The 20,401-nt window shown below is 68.5% G+C and carries 20 protein-coding genes; 13 read left to right on the top strand and 7 right to left on the bottom strand.

The annotated features are described in order from the left end of the window. Position 1: 1 nt before the first annotated feature. Together V8201_RS15910 and V8201_RS15905 are read right to left on the bottom strand one after the other, a co-directional pair. Complete coding sequence (locus tag V8201_RS15910) at positions 2-3,232, bottom strand: efflux RND transporter permease subunit (protein ID WP_037531843.1); 3,231 nt, start codon at positions 3,230-3,232, stop codon at positions 2-4. A 1-nt stretch (position 3,233) separates the two neighbouring features. Then, positions 3,234-4,421 carry an efflux RND transporter periplasmic adaptor subunit gene (locus V8201_RS15905; protein WP_271300035.1) on the bottom strand — a complete coding sequence of 396 codons (1,188 nt, stop codon included), beginning with the start codon at positions 4,419-4,421 and terminating at the stop codon, positions 3,234-3,236. A 208-nt stretch (positions 4,422-4,629) separates the two neighbouring features. Between V8201_RS15905 and V8201_RS15900 the strand changes: the two genes are divergently transcribed. Further along, on the top strand, positions 4,630-5,352 hold the full coding sequence (locus V8201_RS15900; protein WP_037531840.1) for an SIMPL domain-containing protein: 723 nt from the start codon (positions 4,630-4,632) through the stop codon (positions 5,350-5,352). A gap of 948 nt (positions 5,353-6,300) precedes the next feature. On the opposite strand, the gene V8201_RS15895 is transcribed toward V8201_RS15900, so the two are convergent. From V8201_RS15895 to V8201_RS15885, 3 genes are all read right to left on the bottom strand, one after another. Next, the gene (locus V8201_RS15895) at positions 6,301-6,558 is read right to left on the bottom strand and encodes a GlsB/YeaQ/YmgE family stress response membrane protein (RefSeq protein WP_037531839.1); all 258 of its coding nucleotides are present in this window, start codon (positions 6,556-6,558) and stop codon (positions 6,301-6,303) included. Between the two features lie 114 nt (positions 6,559-6,672). Then, positions 6,673-6,972, bottom strand: a complete 300-nt coding sequence (gene sciP, locus V8201_RS15890; RefSeq protein ID WP_037531838.1) for a CtrA inhibitor SciP — start codon at positions 6,970-6,972, stop codon at positions 6,673-6,675. 102 nt (positions 6,973-7,074) lie between these two features. Further along, complete coding sequence (locus V8201_RS15885; protein ID WP_081792896.1) at positions 7,075-7,320, bottom strand: hypothetical protein; 246 nt, start codon at positions 7,318-7,320, stop codon at positions 7,075-7,077. A gap of 154 nt (positions 7,321-7,474) precedes the next feature. On the opposite strand from V8201_RS15885, the gene mnmA reads away from it, so the two are divergent. After that, positions 7,475-8,590: a tRNA 2-thiouridine(34) synthase MnmA gene (gene mnmA / locus V8201_RS15880; protein ID WP_037531836.1), complete on the top strand. Its 1,116-nt coding sequence runs from the start codon at positions 7,475-7,477 to the stop codon at positions 8,588-8,590. Beyond that, entirely contained in the window at positions 8,587-8,841 is a 255-nt protein-coding gene (locus V8201_RS15875; RefSeq protein WP_081792895.1) for a UvrB/UvrC motif-containing protein, read from the top strand. The genes mnmA and V8201_RS15875 overlap by 4 nt, the downstream gene beginning before the upstream one ends. 7 nt (positions 8,842-8,848) lie before the next feature. On the opposite strand, the gene V8201_RS15870 is transcribed toward V8201_RS15875, so the two are convergent. Beyond that, the gene (locus V8201_RS15870; protein WP_336545903.1) at positions 8,849-9,847 is read right to left on the bottom strand and encodes an NAD(P)H-quinone oxidoreductase; all 999 of its coding nucleotides are present in this window, start codon (positions 9,845-9,847) and stop codon (positions 8,849-8,851) included. 90 nt (positions 9,848-9,937) lie between these two features. On the opposite strand from V8201_RS15870, the gene V8201_RS15865 reads away from it, so the two are divergent. Continuing rightward, positions 9,938-10,132: a DUF1192 domain-containing protein gene (locus V8201_RS15865; protein ID WP_037531833.1), complete on the top strand. Its 195-nt coding sequence runs from the start codon at positions 9,938-9,940 to the stop codon at positions 10,130-10,132. A gap of 134 nt (positions 10,133-10,266) precedes the next feature. Beyond that, on the top strand, positions 10,267-12,582 hold the full coding sequence (clpA, locus tag V8201_RS15860; protein WP_037531831.1) for an ATP-dependent Clp protease ATP-binding subunit ClpA: 2,316 nt from the start codon (positions 10,267-10,269) through the stop codon (positions 12,580-12,582). A 1,364-nt stretch (positions 12,583-13,946) separates the two neighbouring features. Here the strand turns inward: clpA and V8201_RS15855 are convergent. Further along, positions 13,947-14,345, bottom strand: coding sequence for an NUDIX domain-containing protein (locus V8201_RS15855; RefSeq protein ID WP_336545902.1), 399 nt, complete (start codon positions 14,343-14,345; stop codon positions 13,947-13,949). A gap of 109 nt (positions 14,346-14,454) precedes the next feature. Here V8201_RS15855 and V8201_RS15850 point away from each other — a divergent pair, with 109 nt between their 5' ends. The 8 genes from V8201_RS15850 (at position 14,455) to V8201_RS15815 (ending at position 20,398) form a co-directional block, all read left to right on the top strand. Next, positions 14,455-16,122: a GGDEF domain-containing protein gene (locus tag V8201_RS15850; protein WP_336545901.1), complete on the top strand. Its 1,668-nt coding sequence runs from the start codon at positions 14,455-14,457 to the stop codon at positions 16,120-16,122. 62 nt (positions 16,123-16,184) lie between these two features. Further along, positions 16,185-16,379, top strand: coding sequence for a hypothetical protein (locus tag V8201_RS15845; RefSeq protein WP_336545900.1), 195 nt, complete (start codon positions 16,185-16,187; stop codon positions 16,377-16,379). Positions 16,380-16,429: 50 nt separating this feature from the next. Continuing rightward, positions 16,430-16,669 (top strand): exodeoxyribonuclease VII small subunit, encoded by a 240-nt coding sequence (locus V8201_RS15840; protein WP_037531882.1) that lies wholly within the window; start codon positions 16,430-16,432, stop codon positions 16,667-16,669. 4 nt (positions 16,670-16,673) lie between these two features. After that, entirely contained in the window at positions 16,674-17,564 is an 891-nt protein-coding gene (locus tag V8201_RS15835) for a polyprenyl synthetase family protein (RefSeq protein WP_037531880.1), read from the top strand. A gap of 23 nt (positions 17,565-17,587) precedes the next feature. Next, positions 17,588-18,094: a pantetheine-phosphate adenylyltransferase gene (gene coaD, locus V8201_RS15830; RefSeq protein WP_336545899.1), complete on the top strand. Its 507-nt coding sequence runs from the start codon at positions 17,588-17,590 to the stop codon at positions 18,092-18,094. An 80-nt stretch (positions 18,095-18,174) separates the two neighbouring features. Beyond that, positions 18,175-18,888, top strand: coding sequence for a peptidylprolyl isomerase (locus V8201_RS15825; RefSeq protein WP_037531825.1), 714 nt, complete (start codon positions 18,175-18,177; stop codon positions 18,886-18,888). Then, a complete protein-coding gene (gene queA / locus V8201_RS15820; protein ID WP_336545898.1) occupies positions 18,885-19,949 on the top strand; it encodes a tRNA preQ1(34) S-adenosylmethionine ribosyltransferase-isomerase QueA in 1,065 nt (354 codons plus the stop codon). Before V8201_RS15825 ends, queA begins: the two co-directional genes overlap by 4 nt. After that, the gene (locus tag V8201_RS15815; RefSeq protein ID WP_336545897.1) at positions 19,949-20,398 is read left to right on the top strand and encodes an EF-hand domain-containing protein; all 450 of its coding nucleotides are present in this window, start codon (positions 19,949-19,951) and stop codon (positions 20,396-20,398) included. Before queA ends, V8201_RS15815 begins: the two co-directional genes overlap by 1 nt. The last annotated feature ends 3 nt before the right edge of the window (positions 20,399-20,401 follow it).

The following is a 20,401-nucleotide window of genomic DNA, read 5'->3' as shown; positions in this document are numbered from 1 at the left end:
ATCACTCCGCCGGCTGCGCGCCCCCGTCGTCATGGCCCAGCCGGCCCGGCACCGGCGCGATGCTCGGCTGGTTGGGGCCGGCGATGCCGACCACCGTGCTGCCGTCGTCGCCGGGACGATAGGTGAGCAGCCGCCGGCCGAGCCGCGGCCCGACATAGCGTTCGATCCCGACCGCGAGGCTGAACGCCGCCGGCACGATCACCAGCGTCAGGATCGTCGACAGGATCAGGCCGCCGATCACCACGATGCCCATCGGCGCGCGCCACGATCCGTCGCTGCCGATCGACAGCGCGGTCGGGATCATGCCCGCGACCATCGCCACCGTCGTCATCACGATCGGCTGCGCGCGCTTGTGCCCGGCGTCGATGATCGCGGTCAGCGTGTCGACGCCCTTGTTCATCTCCTCGAGCGCGAAGTCGATCAGCAGGATCGAATTCTTCGCGACGATGCCGAGCAGCATCAGCAGGCCGATGAACACCGGCAGCGACAGCGGATTGCCCGTCGCCCACAGCGCGATCAGCCCGCCCAGCGGCGCGAGCAGCAGCGACGCCATGTTGACGAACGGCGGCAGCGCCCGGCGATAGAGCAGCACCAGCACCGCGAAGACGAGGAAGGTGCCGGCGATCACCGCGACGACGAAGTTGTTGAGCATCTCCGCCTGCCATTTCGCCTGGCCGAGCGTCAGCTTGTTCACGCCGAGCGGCAGGTTCTTCATGATCGGCAGATTGTCGATCTGCTTCTGCGCGACGCCGGAGACGATGCCGGGGGCAAGATCGGCGCCGACCGCGATGCGCCGCTGTTGGTTGACGCGATCGATCTGCGTCGGTCCCGAGCCGAGGCTGATGTCGGCGATCAGCGCCAGCGGCACCGAGCCGCCGCTCGCGGTCGAGACGGGCAGGTTCTGGATCGTCGACAGCTCGGTCCGCGCGCCCTGATCGAGGGCGACGCGAATCGGCACCTGCCGGTCGGAGAGCGAGAAGCGCGCCGAATTCTGGTCGATGTCGCCCAGCGTCGCGATGCGGATCGCGCTCGACAGCGCCTGCGTCGTCACGCCGAGATTGGCGGCGAGGTCGAAGCGCGGCTTGATGACGATCTCGGGCCGCTGGAGATTGCCCGAGATGCGCGGCTGGGTCAGCGTCGGCAGCTTCGCCATCTGATCGACCAGCGTATTGGCGGTCTTCTGGAGCAGCGCCGGATCGTCGCCGCCGAGCACGATCGTCATGTCGCGCCCCGACGAGCCCCAGCCGAACTGCGAGCGGAAGCCGACGCGCGCATCGGCGAACTTGGCGAGCTCGGGCGCAAGATTGCGTTCGAATTCGGTGCTGGTGACCTTGCGGTCTTCCTTGAGCGTCGCGGTGACGCGGCCGGTGTTGACCGCGCCGTTCGATCCGGTGCGGGTGTAGACCGAGGCGACCTCGGGCTGGCGGCGCAGCAACTCGCCGACGCGGGTGACGACCTCGTCGGTCTGCGCCAGCGTCGCGCCCGGCACCATCTCGATCGTCGCGGTCGAGTTGTCGCTGTTCTCGGCGGGCGAGAATTGCATCGGCACCACCGCGAACATCGCCAGCGTTGCGATGAAGGCGAGCAGGCCGAAGCCCATCACCCACATGCGATGATCGCGCCAGCGGCTGGTGACGCGATGCAGGCCGCCGCGCGCCGCGCTCGCCTTCTGCCGCGTGCTGTCGAGCGTCCAGCGCAGCACCGCCATATAGCCGTCCATCAGCCTGCCCTCGCCATGGCTGGCGTGGCCGAAGCTCTTGAGGAAATAGGCGGCGATCATCGGCGTGATGAGGCGAGCGACGGCAAGGCTCATCAGCACCGAGACGACGACGGTGAGACCGAAGTTCTGGAAATACTGGCCCGAGATGCCCGGCATCAGGCTGACCGGCATGAACACCGCGACGATCGACATGGTGGTGGCGAGCACCGCGAGGCCGATCTCGTCGGCCGCGTCGATCGATGCCTGATAGGCGGATTTGCCCATCCGCATGTGGCGGACGATATTCTCGATCTCGACGATCGCGTCGTCGACCAGCACGCCGGCGACGAGGCTGAGGCCGAGCAGCGTCATCTGGTTGAGGTTGAAGCCGAGCAGCTCCATGAACCAGAAGGTCGGGATCGCCGACAGCGGGATCGCCAGCGCCGAGATCAGCGTCGCGCGCCAGTCGCGCAGGAACAAGAGCACGACGAGCACCGCGAGCACCGCGCCCTCGATCATCGCATGGATCGCGGACTCATATTGCGCTTCGGTATATTTGACGCTGTTCGAGCGCAGGATGAAATGAACGTTGGGGTTGCGCTTCTCGAGGTCGGTGAGCTTCTTCACCGCCTCGTTGAACACGGTGACGTCGGAGGCGCCCTTGGCGCGCTGGAAGTCGAAGCTGATCGCCTGGCGCCCGTCGACCGCGGCGCGGCTGCGCTGCTCGGCATAGAGATCGCGCACCGTGGCGATGTCGCCGAGGCGGATGGTGCGGCCGTTGCCGACGTTGATCTGCGTCTGCGCGAGCTCGTTGGCGTTCTTGGCGTTGCCGAGCACGCGCACCGATTGTTCGGACCCGGCGATCTCGGCGCGGCCGCCCGCGGCGTTGAGGTTGATCTGGCGCAGCTGCGCATTGACCTGGCTGGCGGTGAGGCCCTGACTCTGCAGGCGCAGCGGATCGAGGATGACGCGGATCTCGCGGCTGACGCCGCCGTTGCGGTTGACCGCGGCCATGCCGGGCACCGACAGCAGTTCCTTCGTCACCGTATTGTCGATGTACCAGCTCAATTGCTCGACCGTCATGTCGCTGGCGATCGCCGAATAGCTGGCGAGATCGTTGTCGGTGGTGTCGGCGCGGAAGATCTGCGGTTCGAGGATGCCCTCGGGCAGGTTGCTGCGGATCTGCGCGATCTTGTCGCGCGTGTCGTTGACCGCGCGGTCGATCGGCGTGCCGATCGCGAGCTGGACGACGGTGGTCGACTGGCCCTCGGTGACCGTCGAGGTGATCTCGTCGATTCCCTGGAGCGAGCGCACCGCCGATTCGACGCGGTTGGTGACCTGATTCTCCAGCTCGGTCGGCGCCGCGCCGGGCTGGCTGATCACGACGATGACGACGGGGAAGTCGATGTCGGGATCGTTGTTGACGTCCATCCGCATGAAGCTGACGATTCCCGCCAGCGTCAGTGCCAGGAACAGCACGATCGGCGGAACCGGATTGCGGATCGCCCAGGCGGAGATGTTGCGGAAGCTCATGTCAGCTTGCCTTTGCCTGCGCGGCCGCGACCACGGGTTTGACCTTCTGGCCGGGGGCGAGGAACCCGCCCGCCGACCGCACGACGCGCTCGGTGCCGTCGAGGCCGGCGATCACCGTCACGCCCGCGTCGGAGACCTGACCGATCTTGATGTTGCGGCGTTCGACCTTGTCGTCCTTGCCGACGATATACACGAAACTGCCCTTGTCGTCGCTCTGCAACGCCGCGTCGGGCAGCAGCGGCGCAACCGCGGCGCCGCCGACGATCGTCGCCGAGGCGAAGCCGCCGGGGCGCAGCGCCGGATCGTAGCGCAGCGCGATGCGCGCGATCCCCTGCCGCGTCGTCGCGTCGATGATCGGCGACACCTGCCACACCTCGCCGGCGAAGCTGCGGTCGCTGCCGACCGGCGTCACCGTCGCGCGCGCGCCGGGGCGCAGGCTGGCGAGATCCGATTCGGCGAGCTGCGCGCGCATCTCGATCTGGCCGCCCTGCGCCATGCGGAACAGCACGCCCGATCCGGCGCTGACGATCTGGCCCGGCTCGGCCTGGCGGGTCAGCACCAGCCCCGCCTCGGGCGCGCGGATGTCGAGCCGGCCGTTGCGCGCCTTCGCCTCGCGCAGGCTGGCGGCGGCGACCTGGACGCGCGCCGCCGCGGCATCGCGCGTCGCCGCCTTGCGCTGCAGATCGGCCTTGGAGATGAAGCCGCGGTCGACGAGCTGCTGCGCGCGGTCGAGCTCGGCCTGCGCGATCGTCTGGTCGGAGCGCGCCACCGCGACCTGCGCGGCGAGCGAGGCGGCGGTCTGCGTCTGCACCGAGCGATCGACGGTGGCGAGCACCTGGCCTGCGCCGACCCACTGGCCCGGCTCGACCAGCACGCGGGTGATCATGCCGCCGTCACCGGCGACGCCGACCGGCATCTCGCGCCGCGCGGCGAGCGTGCCGGTCGCGGTGATCGTGCGGTCGACCGTCTTGCGGCCGGGGACGATGACGGTGACGACCGGCATCTGCTCGGTCTTCTGGCCGGCGGCGGGATCGGCCTTCTTGCGGCCGAACAAGGCCCAGCCGGCGACTGCGAGCAGCGCCACGACGATCAGCGCGATGACGATCCGGCGGCGGCGGGACGACGGCGCCGGGTCACCCGGCAGTGCCAGCCGCTCGTCGTGCCCGATCGAACCCTGATAGTCGTTCATGCCCGTCCCATCCCCTCGGCCGCTCGTGAGGCCATCTGCGTCGCGACTGTGTTATATGAATAAGCCACCACGCTCAAGCCCCCGCTGGCGCGGCGCCGTCGCCATGCCCTATTCTTGAAGTTCCCGCAATAACATCGCCTGTTCAGCCGGGGTTGATCCCGGCTGCGGCAAATGCTCGTGCCACATCGATCAACTCGGAAGGACAGACATGAAATATCTCGTCGCGGCAGCGCTGATGATCCCGGCGGCGGCGCAGGCGCAGACCGCGCCGACCACGGTCGAGCCGCTGGTGCCGGCGCAGGGCACGATCCTCGACGTCAGCGCCGAAGGGCGGACGACGCGGGTGCCCGATCTCGCGACGGTCCGTGCCGGCGTCGTCTCGCAGGCGCAGACCGCCGCGGCAGCGCTCGGCGACAATGCGCGGCGGATGGACGCGGTGCTCGCCGCGCTCAAGCGCGCCGGCGTCGCGCCGCGCGACATCGCCACCGCCACCGTCGCGCTCAGCCCGCAATATCGCTACACCGACGGCCAGCCGCCGGCGATCACCGGCTATCAGGCGACCAATACGGTCAGCGTCCGCTTCCGCGACGTCGCCCGCTCGGGTGCGGTGCTCGACGCGCTGGTCGCGCAGGGGGCCAACCAGATCGACGGCCCCAGTCTCTCGATCGACCAGCCCGACGCGGCGCTCGACGAGGCGCGCACCGATGCGGTCAAGCGCGCCCGCGCCCGCGCCGACCTCTATGCCGCGGCGGCGGGGATGAAGGTCGCGCGGGTGATCTCGATCGCCGAAGCCGGCCAGGACGCCGGCACGCCCGGCCCGCAACCGATGTTCATGGCCCGCGCGCTCAAGGCCGACGCCGCACCCACCGCGATCGCGCCGGGCGAGAAAGAGGTGACGGTGACGCTGTCGGTGCGCTTCCTGCTGCAATAGCGGCGGCAGCGGTCGCAAATGCCGACATATTGACGCGGAGGCGCGGAGGACACAGAGGGCTCGCCGTCTGCAACACTCCCGCCCCCGCAATAGTCCCGACGTCATCTCGCGAACAAGTCAACGGGAGTGGAAATGCCCAAACACCTTCGGCGCTCCCGCAAGAGTGGGATCTCAGTATTATCTCCAATTGCGAACTGCGGCTCTGCCTGACCTTGAATTCCCGCCTTGCGCGGGAACACAGTGCCTCGTGGCTCGCGGCTTAACCGCCAAGACGGCCGTGTTCGCGCGGGCGTTTGGATATCCCGAATCACCAAGCAACCTCCACAGATGCCCCGCCCTGCCAAGGGTCCGATGAGTGCGGCGAACCCGGCTCACCACCGACTCTGGGCGGCCTCCGGAGTCCACATGCCCCGCCGCGTCCGCCACATCCCTCTGCGCCCTCTGCGCCTCTGCGCGAACCCAGCACCTGTCGCCGGTTGCCGTCCCGTCGGACCCATTTGACCAGCCCCGCCAAAAATTGGACGAGGTAAAGTGTATGGCATTGTACCAAAACCCAGAATGTCGCCCGCTGTCCTACACGACCGGCCTTTGCTAGCGACACGGGCGCAAGAGTCGCTCCTTCTCATTGTCGAACAAACGGAAACGATCAGGCCGGATCGTTTCGATCAAGGTGTTCAACTTGTCCATGTTGCCCCATTCCGGCCACATTCAGGCACTCGCCGCCGGCCGTCCGCACCGCGGCGAATCCCGGTATCGAGAGAGCCGGGGCAAGGAAGGGCTAAACGGACGGAGCAGCTCGCGGCCATGCGACCACCCCGTCATACCGGACCGAAGACGGCCCGCGGCACCACGCAACGCCACCGCCGCACCGCATAACGAAAAGGGCCGCCCGGTCGCCCGGACGGCCCTGTCTTCGCGTGGCGTCAGCGACGCCGTGCCGCGCCGCTCTTAGCGAACGCTACCACGACGCACGAGGTTGACGATCCCGAGCAGGATCACAGCGCCGAGCAGCGACACCAGGAACGAGGTGATGTTGAGCGGCGCATTGTTGATCGAACCGCCCGAGATGATCAGGCCACCGAGGAAGGCACCGACGATGCCGACGACGATGTTGAGGAAAATCCCCTGCTGGGCATCCGTGCGCATGATGATGCTGGCGAGCCAGCCGATAACGCCACCGATGACGAGCCAAAGAATGATACCCATAAATCCCTCCGTTGCGCCCGCCATGGGCTCCGTCGGGAAAGACTCTCAACCCCGTAACAATGTTCCGCACGCGTTTCGGTTTTCGGACGAACCGCGGCCGTCAAGCCACCCCGCTCAATATTTTTGCTGGCGCTCGTACAGGGACTTGTAATGCTGAATTCGGGTGACGCGCAGCCCGGGCATGCCCGACCGGTCGATCGCGCGCTGCCAGCTGGCGAATTCCTCGACCGTCAGGCCATAGCGTGCGCACACCTCGTCGACGGTGAGCAGGCCGCCGTTGACCGCCGCGACCACTTCCGCCTTGCGTCGCACCACCCAGCGCGTCGTCGACGGCGGCGGCAGCGAATCCAGCGTCAGCGATTCGCCGAGCGGGCCGATCACCTTGGCAGGACGGATTTTCTGGTTCTCGATCATCAGTTAACCTCGATCGGGGCTGGGGGCCCCCTCTCAAACGCGATACACAACCCTAGCGGCCGGTCTTGAAGATCGAATTGCACGCGAGGGTTAACGGGGCTTTCAGCCTTCTGGCCGGGGTCGTCCTTCTCTCCATTGCGCGAGCAGAGCCGCGGTTGGACCGTTGAACGCGCCGTCCAGCGGTTGCAGCAAGCGCGACGGGTGACCGATGCGGCCGAACCGTGCCTGGGCGACGGCGGTCGGAGACGCCGTCTGCCGGGCGGCGATGCCGACCATCAGCACCGCCAGATCCCCCGGAAGTTTCGTCACCTCCGTGTTTCTGTCGAAGCCTGGGAAGCTGAGGTCCAACCTGTGCCACTCGTCGTTGCCTGTGCCAGTCTCCTTTTTAGCAACGAGCCATGAAGGCCCGGTAAAGCCGGGCAGACTTTTGCACGAACCTATGTGAACCCATGTTAACCAGGCGCGGTTTTGCGGTTCCGCAGCGGACGGAGTAGAAGCGGGCATGAACGAAGTGGATTTCCAGCTTGGCGAACCGCTCGCCGGCAAGCGGATCGTCGTCGCCATGTCGGGCGGCGTCGACAGCTCGGTCGTCGCCGCGCTCGCCGCGCGCACCGGGGCGGAGACGATCGGCGTGACGCTCCAGCTCTACGATCACGGCGAGGCGACGGGCCGCGCCGGCAGCTGCTGCGCCGGCCGCGACATCCGCGACGCGCGCGCGGTGTGCGACCGGCTGGGTATCGCGCATTACGTCTTCGACCACGAGACGCGCTTCCGCGAGACGGTGGTCGACACCTTCGCCGACGCCTATCTCGCCGGGCAGACGCCGATCCCCTGCGTCCAGTGCAACACCGGCCCGAAGTTCACCGATCTGCTCAGCCTCGCGCGCGAGCTCGGCGCCGATTGCCTCGCCACCGGCCATTACGTCCGCCGGCTGGTCACGCCCACGCAGGTCGAGCTGCACCGCGGTGCCGATCCGGCGCGCGACCAGAGCTATTTCCTGTTCGCGACGACGCAGCCGCAGCTCGACTATCTGCGCTTCCCGCTCGGCGGCCTGCCCAAGCCGCGGGTGCGCGCGATCGCCGCCGACCTCGGCCTCGGCGTCGCCGCCAAGCCCGACAGCCAGGATATCTGCTTCGTCCCCGACGGCGATTATGCCGGCCTCGTCCGCAAGCTGCGCCCCGAGGCGGACACTGCGGGCGATATCGTCGATCTCGCCGGTCGCAGGCTCGGCACGCACCGCGGCATCATCCATTTCACCGTCGGCCAGCGCCGCGGGCTGGAGATCGGCGGCTCGCCCGAACCGCTCTACGTCGTTCGCGTCGATGCGGCGACGCGACAGGTCGTGGTCGGCCCGCGCGCCGCGCTCGCGGTGTCGGCGGCGGCGATCAGCGGGCTCAACTGGCTTGGCGGCGACTATGACGGGCCGATCACCGCCAAGGTCCGCTCGATGGCCAAGCCGGTGCCGGCGCGGCTCGACGGCGACCGGTTGCGCTTCGCCGCGCCCGAATATGGCGTCGCCCCCGGTCAGGCGGCGGTGCTCTACGCCGGCGAACGCGTGCTCGGCGGCGGCTGGATCACCGCGACCGAGCCTGCGGCGCTTCCCGCGGTCGCGGCGTGAGCGTCTCGATCGAGGCACTGCGGCTGGAGATGGAGGCCGCCGCGGCGGCGCTCGACTTCGAGACCGCGGGTCGATTGCGTGACCGGATCAGCCTGCTGCGCGCCGGCGGCGAGGATGCCGACCCGACCGGCCTCGATCGGCAACGCCCCGGCGCGATGGGCCTCGGCACCAGCCAGTCGCGCGTCGTGCCCCCCGACGGCTGGGTCAAGCCCGCCAAGCCCGACCCGATGACCCGCAACCGCGGGCGCTAGGCGCCGCTCATACCGTCAGCACGATCTTGCCGACATGGTTGCCCTCCTCCATCCGCGCATGCGCGGCGGCGGCGTCGGCGAGCGGGAAGGTGCGGTCGATGATCGGGCGCAGCCGCCCGGCCTCGACGTGCGGCCAGACGGTACGGCCGATCTCGTCGGCGACCAGCGTCTTGAACGCGGTGTCGCGCGGGCGCAGCGTCGACCCGGTCAGCGTCAGGCGGCGGCGCATGATCTCGAACAGCGGCACGGTCGCCTGCGCGCCGCCCTGCACCGCGATCGAGACGTGGCGGCCGTCATCGGCGAGGCACTGGAGGTTGCGCGGCACGTAATCGCCGCCGACCATGTCGATCACCGCGGTGACGCCCTTGCCGCCGGTGATCGCCTTGACCCGCTCGACGAAATCCTCGGTCCGGTAGTTGATCGCATGCGTCGCGCCGAGCTCGAGCGCGCGGGCGCATTTGGCGTCCGACCCGGCGGTGACGATGATCGTCAGCCCGAACAGATTGGCGAGCGCGATCGCCATCGTGCCGATGCCGCTGGTCCCGCCGTGGAGCAGCACGCTATCGCCCTCGGTGGCGAAGGCGCGCTCGAACAAATTGGTCCAGACGGTGAACAGCGTCTCGGGGATCGCCGCCGCCTCGACCATCTCCAGCCCGTCGGGCACCGGCAGGCACTGGCCGGCGGGCGCGACGGCATATTCGGCATAGCCGCCGCCGGCGAGCAGCGCGCAGACCCGCTGGCCGAGCAGCGCCGGGTCGACATCCGGCCCGACCGCCGCCACCGTGCCGGCGATCTCCAGCCCCAGGATCGACGGTGCGCCCGGCGGCGGCGGGTAATTGCCCTTGCGCTGCAACACGTCGGGCCGGTTGACCCCGGCCGCGGCGACGCGGATCAGCACCTCGCCCGCCGCCGGGCGCGGCACCGGTCGCTCGACCAGCCGCAACACCTCCGGCCCGCCATGCGCCTCCGGGTCGATCGCCTGCATCGTCTCGGGCACTTCGCTCATCCGCTGTTCCTGTCCGTCGATCCGCGGGCGGGGTACGCCGCCGTCCAGCCTTATTGACATCGTGCGGGCGGGGGTCAACGTTAGGCAGCGATGGAATCGGACGACGCCCCGTCGCGTCCCAACGACGCATTGACCGAGCTGCTGCGGCAGGACCTCGACCCGCTGTCGATCGCCGAGCTCGATGCCCGGATCGTCACGCTGGAGGCGGAGATCCGGCGCACCCGGCTCGCCCGCGACCGATCGGTCGATCATCGCGCCAGCGCGGACGCGCTGTTCAGGCGATGACCGGCCGTCGCGCCGCCCGGGCCGGTTCGCCGATGCCGACGACGCGACGTCAAGTGCTTGATGCGAGCGTCCGCGATACCGACATGATGGGAAAGGGCGCGGCGACCCACCGCGGCCCGACTGGAGTAATCTGAATGCCTTCCTTCGCCCCCGCGCTCGAGACCACGCTGCACAAGGCGCTCGAGGCCGCGTCCTCGCGTCGGCACGAATATGCCACGCTCGAACATCTGCTGCTCGCGCTGATCGGCGACGAACATGCCTCCAAGGTGATGGAGGCGTGCCATGTCGAGCTCGGCGACCTCAAGACCACCGTCGCCCATTATCTCGATACCGAGCTCGATGCGCTCAAGGTCGATGCCGCGACCGATCCCTCGCCGACCAGCGGCTTCCAGCGCGTCGTCCAGCGCGCAATCCTCCACGTCCAGTCGTCGGGCCGCGACGAGGTGACCGGCGCCAACGTGCTCGTCGCTTTGTTCAGCGAGCGCGAGAGCTATGCCGTCTATTTCCTGCAACAGCAGGACATGAGCCGACTCGATGCGGTCAGCTTCATCAGCCACGGCGTCGGCAAGGGCAGCGGCGCCGCCGAGGCGACGACGCCCAAGGGTGCCGACGAAGACAAGCCGGCCAAGGGACAGGAGAAGGGCAAGACGGAAAGCGCACTCAAGCAATTCACCGTCGACCTCAACGAGAAGGCGAAGATCGGCAAGGTCGATCCGCTGATCGGGCGCGGGCCGGAGGTGGATCGCACGATCCAGATCCTGTGCCGCCGGTCGAAGAACAACCCGCTCTATGTCGGCGATCCCGGCGTCGGCAAGACCGCGATCGCGGAAGGCCTCGCCCGCAAGATCGTCGAGGGCGAAGTGCCCGACGTGCTCAGCGAGGCGGTGATCTACAGCCTCGACATGGGCGCGCTGCTCGCCGGCACCCGCTATCGCGGCGATTTCGAGGAGCGGCTGAAGGCGGTCGTCAACGAGCTGGAAAAGCTGCCGCATGCGGTGCTGTTCATCGACGAGATCCACACCGTGATCGGTGCCGGCGCGACCAGCGGCGGCGCGATGGACGCGTCCAACCTGCTCAAGCCGGCGCTGTCGGGCGGTACGATCCGGTGCATCGGCTCGACCACCTACAAGGAATTCCGCAACCATTTCGAGAAGGACCGCGCGCTGCTCCGCCGGTTCCAGAAGATCGACGTCAACGAACCGACGATCGAGGACACGATCAAGATCCTTGCCGGACTACGCTCGGCATTCGAGGAGCATCATTCGGTCAAATATACGCCGGATGCGATCAAGTCCGCGGTCGAGCTGTCGGCGCGCTACATCAACGACCGTAAATTGCCCGACAAGGCGATCGACGTGATCGACGAGGTCGGCGCGATGCAGATGCTGGTGCCGGTCGCCAAGCGCAAGAAGACGATCACCGCCAAGGAGATCGAGGCGGTGATCGCGACGATGGCACGGATTCCGCCCAAGTCGGTCAGCACCGACGACAAGGCCGCGCTCGAAAGCCTCGAGACGGATCTGAAGCGCGTCGTCTTCGGCCAGAATGCCGCGATCGAGAAGCTCGCCTCGGCGATCAAGCTCGCCCGTGCCGGCCTGCGCGAACCGGAAAAGCCGATCGGCAACTATCTGTTCACCGGCCCGACCGGCGTCGGCAAGACCGAGGTCGCCAAGCAACTGGCGTCGATCCTCGGCATCCCGCTCCAGCGGTTCGACATGAGCGAATATATGGAGCGCCATTCGGTCAGCCGGCTGATCGGTGCGCCTCCCGGCTATGTCGGCTTCGACCAGGGCGGGCTGCTCACCGATGCGGTCGACCAGAATCCGCATTGCGTGCTGCTGCTCGACGAGATCGAGAAGGCGCATCCCGACCTGTTCAACATCCTGTTGCAGGTCATGGACAATGGCCGCCTCACCGATCAGCACGGCAAATCGGTCGATTTCCGCAACGTCATCCTGATCATGACGACCAATGCCGGCGCGTCCGACATGGCGCGTGAGACGGTCGGCTTTGGCAATCTCACCCGTGAGGGCGAGGACGAGCAGGCGGTGCAGAAGATGTTCACGCCGGAGTTCCGCAACCGCCTCGATGCGATCGTGCCGTTCGGCTATCTGCCGACCGAGGTGGTCGCGCGGGTCGTCGACAAGTTCATCCTCCAGCTCGAACTCCAGCTCGCCGACCGCAACGTCCACATCAACCTGGACGATGCCGCCAAGAGCTGGCTGACCGAAAAGGGCTATGACAAGCTCTATGGTGCGCGTCCGATGGGTCGCCTGATCCAGGAGAAGATCAAGCAGCCGCTCGCCGAGGAACTGCTGTTCGGCAAGCTCGTCCATGGCGGCGAGGTCACGGTGCGGATGAAGGACGGCACGTTGTCCTTCGCGATCGAACCCGCCGCGCCGAAGAAGCCGAAGAAGAAGGGCAAGGCGGAGCCCGTCGACGCGAAGTAAAGCGTCGGGTTTGAATGGCAGCGGGCCGGGCTGGCGACAGCCCGGCCCGTTTGCGTTTGTGCCTTCCGGGTATTGCCCGGGGGACCCGGGGGCGATCGGCGTGGCGGTATGGCGTCGCTGATGCCACGTGGAGACAGGGCCGTCCGGGCGACCGGGCGGCCCATTTTCTATGTGGCGCGGTGGTCGCGCTGCGTAGTGCCTTGTGCCGTTATCGCTCCGGCATGACGGGGTGGTTGATCACGCGACCGCATGCTGCGGCGTCCGGTCCAGCCATTGTTGGTCGAAACCCTTGCACGGTGAAGCATCGCCGCCCCCGGGAAGAGCGACGGCGGAGGCCTGAATGTGGCCGGAATGGGGCAACATGGACAAGATGGACACCTTGATCGAAACGATCCGGGCCGATCGTTTCCGTTTGTTCGACAATGAGAAGGAGCGACTCTTGCGCCCGTGCCGCTAGCAAAGGCCGGTCGCGTAGGACAGCGGGTGGCATTTTGTGTTTTGGCTCAAAGCTATACGGCCCGCCCGGTCCATTTGGGCTGGGTTCGTCAGTGGGATTTGTCCGGCCGGCGACTGGTGCCGGGTTCGCGCAGAGGCGCAGAGGACGCAGAGATCTATGATCGGGAACGGCGGGGGGTGTGCTCTCGATCGCTGCGAGGCCTTGCGGTGAGCCGGACTCGCTGCGGTCGTCTGCGGTTTGACAGGGGCGGGAGCTGTGTCGAGGTCATTTGACCGTTCGACATATCCGAGCGTCTGCATGGGCAAGGTGGTTCTGGAGGCTGATCTGCTTGCCACGTGACGCAGTATTTCCGCGCAGGCGGGACCTCTGCGAAAGTAGCAACCTGATGTGCTCACGTACCACCCCGGCGTAGGCCGGGGTCCAGTTTGGTGAAGCTGTGCAATCAGTTACAAGGCCTCCCAACTGGGCCCCGGCCTTCGCCGAGGCGGTTTCGAAACTTTCGCAGAGGTCTCGCGCAGGCGGGAATCCAGTGCCAAGTAGAACGGCAGTCCGGGGAGCAAGGAGATACTGGGCTTCCGCTCGCGGGCGTACTGGAAACCTTCTGCCGTCAGGCCGGACGTGTTCCGGCATCCACGGCTCGGCAGGAGCGTCGGCCGTTGCTTTTGCGGTACGGTGGATCCCGGAACCTGTCCGGGGTGACGGGGTGTATCGGGCGAGGCTGCGAGTATCGCGGACGTTCCGCGCAGGCGGGCATCTCTTAGCCAAGCAAGACAACGGTCGTGGTGCGCCGAGACATCCCGCCATCACCGGCGCATTCATCAGCCGATCGCGGAGGCCTCAAACAAGCTCGAACGACACTGCCTGTCAGGCGGCGCCGCGCGCGGTCGCGGACGCTTCGCTGGCCCCCTCACCCGACCCGCCGCAGGGCCGCCAGCGCCGCCCGGGTCGGGGTGGTGAGCGCCTCCGGCAGCGCGTCCAGCGCGAACCATTGGGGCCCGTCGTGCTTGTCGGGCTCGCAGTTGCGCGGAATGCCGGTGAAATCGAGGACGCGATAGATCGGCGCGACCCAGTGCGTGCCGGCGGCGCGATCGATCTGGTCGACGAAGCACAGCCACTCGACCGCGCCGACGACGATGCCGAGTTCCTCGGCCACCTCGCGCCGCATCGCCGCCTCTGCCGGTTCGAACAGGTCGGTCTTGCCGCCGGCGAGCCCCCAATGACCCGATTCGGGCGGTCGCCGGCGGCGCGGCAGCAGGATCCGTCCATCCGCGACGATCGCTGCGCCGCAGCCCACCCGTGGTTCCATCCCGTCGGTCATGACACAGGCGTATAGCCGCTGCCGGCCTTAGCCCAAGGCCATCCGCACAAGCTTCCGTTAACCCTCGGTTCGCATTCGTCTGCTAGCGCTCTCACGCATGCCGCCGCCCGCAACCCGATGGATTCTCACCGTCCTGTTGCTGGTCGTTGCCGCGCTGCTGCCCGGACGGGCGCAGGCCGCGACGCGGATCGACCTCGACAGCTGCATCCGCCCCGCCGCCGCCGGTGACGAGGCTGCGACGCTGTTCGACCGGCCCGATCGTTTCGCCTGTACAGCGAAGCAGAGCAGGTTCGGCCCCGGCGACTTCTGGCTGATCTCGCAGCCGCTGCCGCCCGGCACCGTGCCGCTGCGCCTGCGCCAGGCGAGCCTCTGGCAGTCGCGCGTCACCCTCTATGTCCGCTACGCCGACGGGGCGATCCGCCATATCGGCGTGACCAGCGGCGATACCGGCCGGCACCTGCGGCTCGGCGCGACGATCGAGCTGCCGCTGCCGCCGCATGCCGCGCCGCCGACGCGGTTGCTCTGGCATGTCGAGGGCTCGCTCAACCGGCGCGGCGTGCTGATCGGCCCGGTGCTGGTCGATGCCGATACCGCCGCTGCGAGCGACATGACGATGGCGGCGCTCTATGCCGCCTTTGCCGGCATGTGCCTGGCGCTGCTGATCTACAATCTCGCGCTGTGGGCGGCGCTGCGGCAGGCGTTCCAGCCGGCCTATTGCCTGATGGTGCTGTTCCTGCTCGGCTATGCCTTCTCCTCGTCGGGCCTGCTCGGCCAGATCAGCGGTATCGACAACAACGACCGCCAGCGGCTCAACTATCTGCTGCTGGCCGGCACCGCCTCGGCAGCGCTGGTGTTCGCCCGCGCCTTTTTCGAACGCCGCGTCTTCGACGGCTGGCTGCGCCCCTACAGCACCGGGCTGATCGCGACGCTGCTGACCGCCGCGACCGCCTATGCCTGGTTCACGCCCCGCTATGTGGCGATCACCGACGGTATTTCGACCATCGCCTATGTCGGCGTCATCACGCTGATCGGCCCGATCCTCTACCGCGCCTATCGCCGGCGCAGCAATTACCTGTGGCTGTTCGGTCTCGCCTGGGGCGCGCCGGTGGTGCTCGCCGGGGTGCGCATCCTCGCCGCCTATCAGCTGATCGCCTGGCATTGGTGGATCGACAATTCGACGCTGCTGGCGATGGCGCTGGAGGCGGCGCTGTCGTCGCTCGGCGTCGCCTATCGCATCCGGCTGCTCAGCCTCGAGCGCGATGCGGCGCGGGCGCGGGAGATCGCCGCCCACCGGCTCGCCGCGACCGATCCGCTCACCGGCCTGCTCAACCGCCGCGCCTTTCTCGACGGCGCGATCGGCCGGGCCGGCGAGCATCAGCTGATCCTCGTCGACATCGACCATTTCAAGCGGATCAACGACACGCTCGGCCACGACGGCGGCGACGAGGTGCTGCGGCTGATCGCCAGCGCGCTGCGCGCCGCCGCGCCCGACGCGCTGGTCGCGCGGATCGGCGGCGAGGAATTCGCCATCCTCAGCCCGGCGGAACAGCCGCTCGATGCGCGCGGCGTGCTCGACCGGCTGCGCGTCCAGCGGATGCCGTTCGATCTGATCGTCACCGCGAGCATCGGCACCTGCACCGGCACGCTCGCGCGCGAGACCGAATGGAAGGCGATGTACCGCTGCGCCGACCGCGCGCTGTTCGCCGCCAAGGCGGCGGGGCGCGATCGCGTCCGTCACGGCGTCGCGCTCGCGCAGGTCGCCTGACCCGCTGGCAGGGGCTTGTAATCTCTGGTATGTCTGTCCTCTCGCGAAGGAGACGGGCAGGCATGAGGCAGCAGCGCAAATGGGCGGTCGCGGGAATCGCGCTGCTCGCCGTCGTCGCGGTGCGGCACCCGACTCCGGACATCCGCCTGCTGACCCATGATATCGGCGATCCCCGCCCGCACCGCTTCCAGGCGGCGATCGACCTCGGCCTCGTCGGCGTCTCGGTGCTCTATACATGGACCGCGCGGGCGCGCTGAGCGGGCGGCGGGCGCTTGCACCCGCTTCGGCGCTGCCGCATAGCGACACCATGGATAATCCGATCGAAAGCCTGACGTTCGAGGACGCGCTCAAGGAACTCGAACGCATCGTCGGCCGCCTCGAAAGCGGCGAGGCGACGCTCGATGAATCGATCCAGCTCTACGAGCGCGGCGACCGGTTGCGGCAGCGCTGCGCCGAGCGGCTCGATGCGGCGCAGGCCCGGATCGAGGCGATCCGCCTCGATGCCGAGGGCAAGCCGACGCAGACGCGCCCCTTTGCCGCGGCCTGATCGCGTGACGACGCCGCTGGATGACGCCCTGGCCACGGTCTGCGCCGATATCGACGCGCGCTTCGACCGTCTGCTCGCCATTCCCGACGATCCCCGCGCCGACCTGTATCGCGCGATGCGCCATGCCGCGATCGGCGGCGGCAAGCGGCTGCGGCCGCTGCTGGTGACCGCGACCGGCGATCTGTTCGGCGTCGACCGCGACTGTTCGCTCGACGTGGCGATGGCGGTCGAGGCGATCCACGTCTATTCGCTGATCCACGACGATCTGCCGGCGATGGACGATGACGACATCCGCCGCGGCAAGCCGACGGTGCACAAGGCGTTCGACGAGGCGACCGCGATCCTCGCCGGCGACTGCCTGCATGCGCTCGCCTTCGAGATCCTCGCCGATCCCCGGACGCATGCCGACCCCTTCGTCCGCTCCGAGCTGGTGATGGCGCTCGCCCGCGCCTCCGGCCCGAGCGGCATGGCGGGCGGGCAGATGATGGACCTCGTCGCCGAACGCTCGCGCTTCGACCTCGCCACCGTCACGCGCTTGCAGCAGATGAAGACCGGCGCGCTGATCTCCGTCTCGGTCGAGATGGGCGCGATCCTCGGCCATGTCCCGCCCGAGGGGCGGCGCAGCCTGCACGGCTATGCGCACGACCTCGGCCTCGCCTTCCAGATCGCCGACGACCTGCTCGATGCGGAGGGCGACGAGGCGCGGGTCGGCAAGGCGCTGCGCAAGGACGGCGAGGCGGGCAAGGAGACCTTCCTGTCGCTGCTCGGCGTGACGCGCGCGCGCGAACAATGCCGGATGCTGGTCGACCAGGCGGTACAGCATCTCCACGGCTTCGGCGCCGAAGCGGACGTGCTGCGCGCGGTGGCGCGCTACGTCGTCGACCGCGACCGCTGAGGCGACGGTCCAAGGGGGGTTTCATGGCAGAGCGGATCGGCGTCTATCCCGGCACCTTCGACCCCATCACCCTGGGGCATATGGACATCATCCGGCGCGGCGCGAAGCTGGTCGACCGGCTGGTGATCGGCGTCACCACCAATCCGTCCAAGTCGCCGATGTTCTCGATCGAGGAACGGATGGCGATCGTCCGCCGCGAGGTCGCCGATCTCGGCGGCAATGTCGCGGTGGTGTCGTTCGATTCGCTGCTGATGGATTTCGCCGAGCGCGAGGGCGCGCGCGTCATCATCCGCGGGCTGCGCGCGGTCGCCGACTTCGAATATGAATATCAGATGGCGGGGATGAACCAGCAGATCAATCCGCGCGTCGAGACCGTCTTCCTGATGGCCGATGTCGCGCTGCAGCCGATCGCCAGCCGGCTGGTCAAGGAGATCGCGCTGTTCGGCGGCCCGATCGCCAAATTCGTCACGCCGGCGGTCTGCGAAGAGGTGGTCGCGCGCGTGAACGTGCTGGGCCGTAAGGGCAGCTAGCCCGCTGCCCCCGCACGTTCAGTTTGGTGCAACCCGGTTTTTGCTCTAAGCCGCCGCAACCCACCTAGGTTGGATATTCCATGCGCCCGTTCGCCCGTCTGCTTGTCGTTGCCCTCAGCCTGTCGATCCTGCCCGTCGCCGCCACGGCGCAGACCGCGCCCGTCGCGCCCGCCCAGCGGGCGACGCCGCCGGCGATGAACGACCCGCAGAACCTCTGGCTGCTCGATCTGTCGGACGGCGGCCGGGTGACGATCTGGTTGCGCCCCGATGTCGCGCCGAAGATGGTCGAGCGGGTCAAGACGCTCACCCGCCAGCATTTCTACGACGGGCTGCTGTTTCATCGCGTGATCGACGGCTTCATGGCGCAGGGCGGCGACCCGAAGGGCGACGGCACCGGCGGTTCGACGCTGCCCAACGTCGCCGCCGAGTTCAATTACCTGCCGCACGTCCGCGGCGCGGTATCGGCAGCGCGCGCCGATGACGAGAACAGCGCCAACAGCCAGTTCTTCATCGTCTTCCAGCCCAAGCTCAACCTTGACAAGAAATATACGGTGTTCGGCCGGGTGCTCGACGGCATGCAATATGTCGATGCGATCGAGCGCGGCGAGCCGCCCGCCAATCCGACCCGCATCGTCCACGCCTATATCGCCGCCGACAATCCGCCGGCCTATACGCCGGCGCCCCCGCCCGCCCCGGTGACGCTCGGCGCGCCGGTGACGCTGCCCGGCATCGGGCCGGCCGGCAAGGCCGCGCCCAAGCGCGCGCCCGCCAAGGCCGCCGCCGCCGGCCAGTGAGGGTCGACCTCTTCGATTTCGATCTGCCGCCCGAGCGGATCGCGCTGCGGCCGGCGGTGCCGCGCGATGCGGCGCGGCTGCTCGTGCTCGACGGTGACGACACCTTCGACCGGGTCGTCGGCGATCTGCCGGGTGCGCTGCGGGCCGGCGATTGCCTGGTGTTCAACGACACGCGCGTCATCCCCGCGCAGCTCGAAGGACGCCGCGGCGGCAGCGCGGAGGGCGGACGCGGCGGTGCCGGCGCGACGATCGGCGCGACGCTGCACAAACGCGAAGGGCCGCGGCGCTGGCGCGCGTTCATCCGCAACGCCAAGCGGCTGCGCGACGGCGACCTGATCGAATTCGGCGCCGGCGTCGCCGCCCGCGCGAGCGATCGCGGCGACGACGGCAGCTTCGCGCTCGACTTCCTCGGCGACGAGCCGGTGGAGCTGCTGCTCGAACGCGCCGGGCGAATGCCGCTGCCGCCCTATATCGCCGCCAAGCGCCCGACCGACGCGCAGGACGCCGACGATTACCAGACGATGTTCGCTGCCGAACCCGGCGCGGTCGCCGCCCCCACCGCGGCGCTGCACTTCACGCCGGCGCTGCTCGACGCGCTCGGCGCAGCGGGAATCGCGCATGAGACGCTGACGCTCCACGTCGGCGCGGGCACCTTCCTGCCGGTCAAGGCGGACGACACCGCCGATCACCGCATGCATGCCGAATGGGGCCGGATCGACGCCGCCACCGCCGCGCGGCTGAACGCGGTGCGCGCGCGCGGCGGGCGGGTGATCGCGGTCGGCACCACCTCGCTGCGGCTGATCGAGAGCGCGGCGGGCGAGGACGGGATCATCGCCCCGTTCGAGGGCGACACCGCAATCTTCATCACCCCCGGCTATGCCTTCCGCGGCATCGACGGGCTGATCACCAACTTCCACTTGCCGCGCTCGACGCTGTTCATGCTGGTCTCGGCGCTGATGGGGCGGGAGCGGATGCAGGCGGCCTATGCGCATGCGATCGCCACCGGCTATCGCTTCTACAGCTATGGCGATGCGTCGCTGCTGCTGCCGGGGCGGCGCTGATGCTGCTCGCGCTGCTGCTCCAGGCGGCGATCCCCGCCGCGACGCCGCCCGGCCAGCCGCCGGCGACCTTCGTCGTCGAGCCGGTCGGCATGGCGATCGCCGGCTTCGACAGCGACGGTGACGGCCGCACCAGCCGCGCCGAGCTCGACGCCGGCGTCCGCCGCAGCTTCGCGGCGAGCGATACCGGCAACAGCGCCGCCATCGGCTATATCGCCTTCGCCGACTGGGCGGAGCGCTGGCTCGGCGACCGCAACGCACTGCCGAGCCCGTTCGAGGTCGACAGCGACGGCGACAACCGCATCACGCTCGCCGAATTGCAGGCCGCCTTCGCGCGGGTCTTCGCCCGCCTCGATGTCGACCGCGACGGCTTCGTCTCCCACAAGGAGCTGCTGACGATCCGCGCCAATGCCGGCCGGACGATGGGCCCGCCCGGCAAGAAGAAGCGCTAGCCG

Origin of the sequence: Sphingomonas kyungheensis (assembly GCF_037120395.1) — a bacterium.
GTDB lineage: Bacteria > Pseudomonadota > Alphaproteobacteria > Sphingomonadales > Sphingomonadaceae > Sphingomonas > Sphingomonas kyungheensis.
Note: the sequence above shows the minus strand (reverse complement) of the source record. Positions and strands in the feature narration are given on the sequence as shown.

Excerpts from the sequence above, each read along its gene's own strand:
- V8201_RS15910 (WP_037531843.1), bottom strand. The coding sequence starts at position 3,232 with ATGAGCTTCCGCAACATCTCCGCCTGGGCGATCCGCAATCCGGTTCCG.
- V8201_RS15905 (WP_271300035.1), bottom strand. The coding sequence starts at position 4,421 with ATGAACGACTATCAGGGTTCGATCGGGCACGACGAGCGGCTGGCACTG.
- V8201_RS15900 (WP_037531840.1), top strand. The coding sequence starts at position 4,630 with ATGAAATATCTCGTCGCGGCAGCGCTGATGATCCCGGCGGCGGCGCAG.
- V8201_RS15895 (WP_037531839.1), bottom strand. The coding sequence starts at position 6,558 with ATGGGTATCATTCTTTGGCTCGTCATCGGTGGCGTTATCGGCTGGCTC.
- sciP (WP_037531838.1), bottom strand. The coding sequence starts at position 6,972 with ATGATCGAGAACCAGAAAATCCGTCCTGCCAAGGTGATCGGCCCGCTC.
- mnmA (WP_037531836.1), top strand. The coding sequence starts at position 7,475 with ATGAACGAAGTGGATTTCCAGCTTGGCGAACCGCTCGCCGGCAAGCGG.
- V8201_RS15870 (WP_336545903.1), bottom strand. The coding sequence starts at position 9,847 with ATGAGCGAAGTGCCCGAGACGATGCAGGCGATCGACCCGGAGGCGCAT.
- V8201_RS15865 (WP_037531833.1), top strand. The coding sequence starts at position 9,938 with ATGGAATCGGACGACGCCCCGTCGCGTCCCAACGACGCATTGACCGAG.
- clpA (WP_037531831.1), top strand. The coding sequence starts at position 10,267 with ATGCCTTCCTTCGCCCCCGCGCTCGAGACCACGCTGCACAAGGCGCTC.
- V8201_RS15855 (WP_336545902.1), bottom strand. The coding sequence starts at position 14,345 with ATGGAACCACGGGTGGGCTGCGGCGCAGCGATCGTCGCGGATGGACGG.
- V8201_RS15850 (WP_336545901.1), top strand. The coding sequence starts at position 14,455 with ATGCCGCCGCCCGCAACCCGATGGATTCTCACCGTCCTGTTGCTGGTC.
- V8201_RS15845 (WP_336545900.1), top strand. The coding sequence starts at position 16,185 with ATGAGGCAGCAGCGCAAATGGGCGGTCGCGGGAATCGCGCTGCTCGCC.
- V8201_RS15840 (WP_037531882.1), top strand. The coding sequence starts at position 16,430 with ATGGATAATCCGATCGAAAGCCTGACGTTCGAGGACGCGCTCAAGGAA.
- coaD (WP_336545899.1), top strand. The coding sequence starts at position 17,588 with ATGGCAGAGCGGATCGGCGTCTATCCCGGCACCTTCGACCCCATCACC.
- V8201_RS15825 (WP_037531825.1), top strand. The coding sequence starts at position 18,175 with ATGCGCCCGTTCGCCCGTCTGCTTGTCGTTGCCCTCAGCCTGTCGATC.
- V8201_RS15815 (WP_336545897.1), top strand. The coding sequence starts at position 19,949 with ATGCTGCTCGCGCTGCTGCTCCAGGCGGCGATCCCCGCCGCGACGCCG.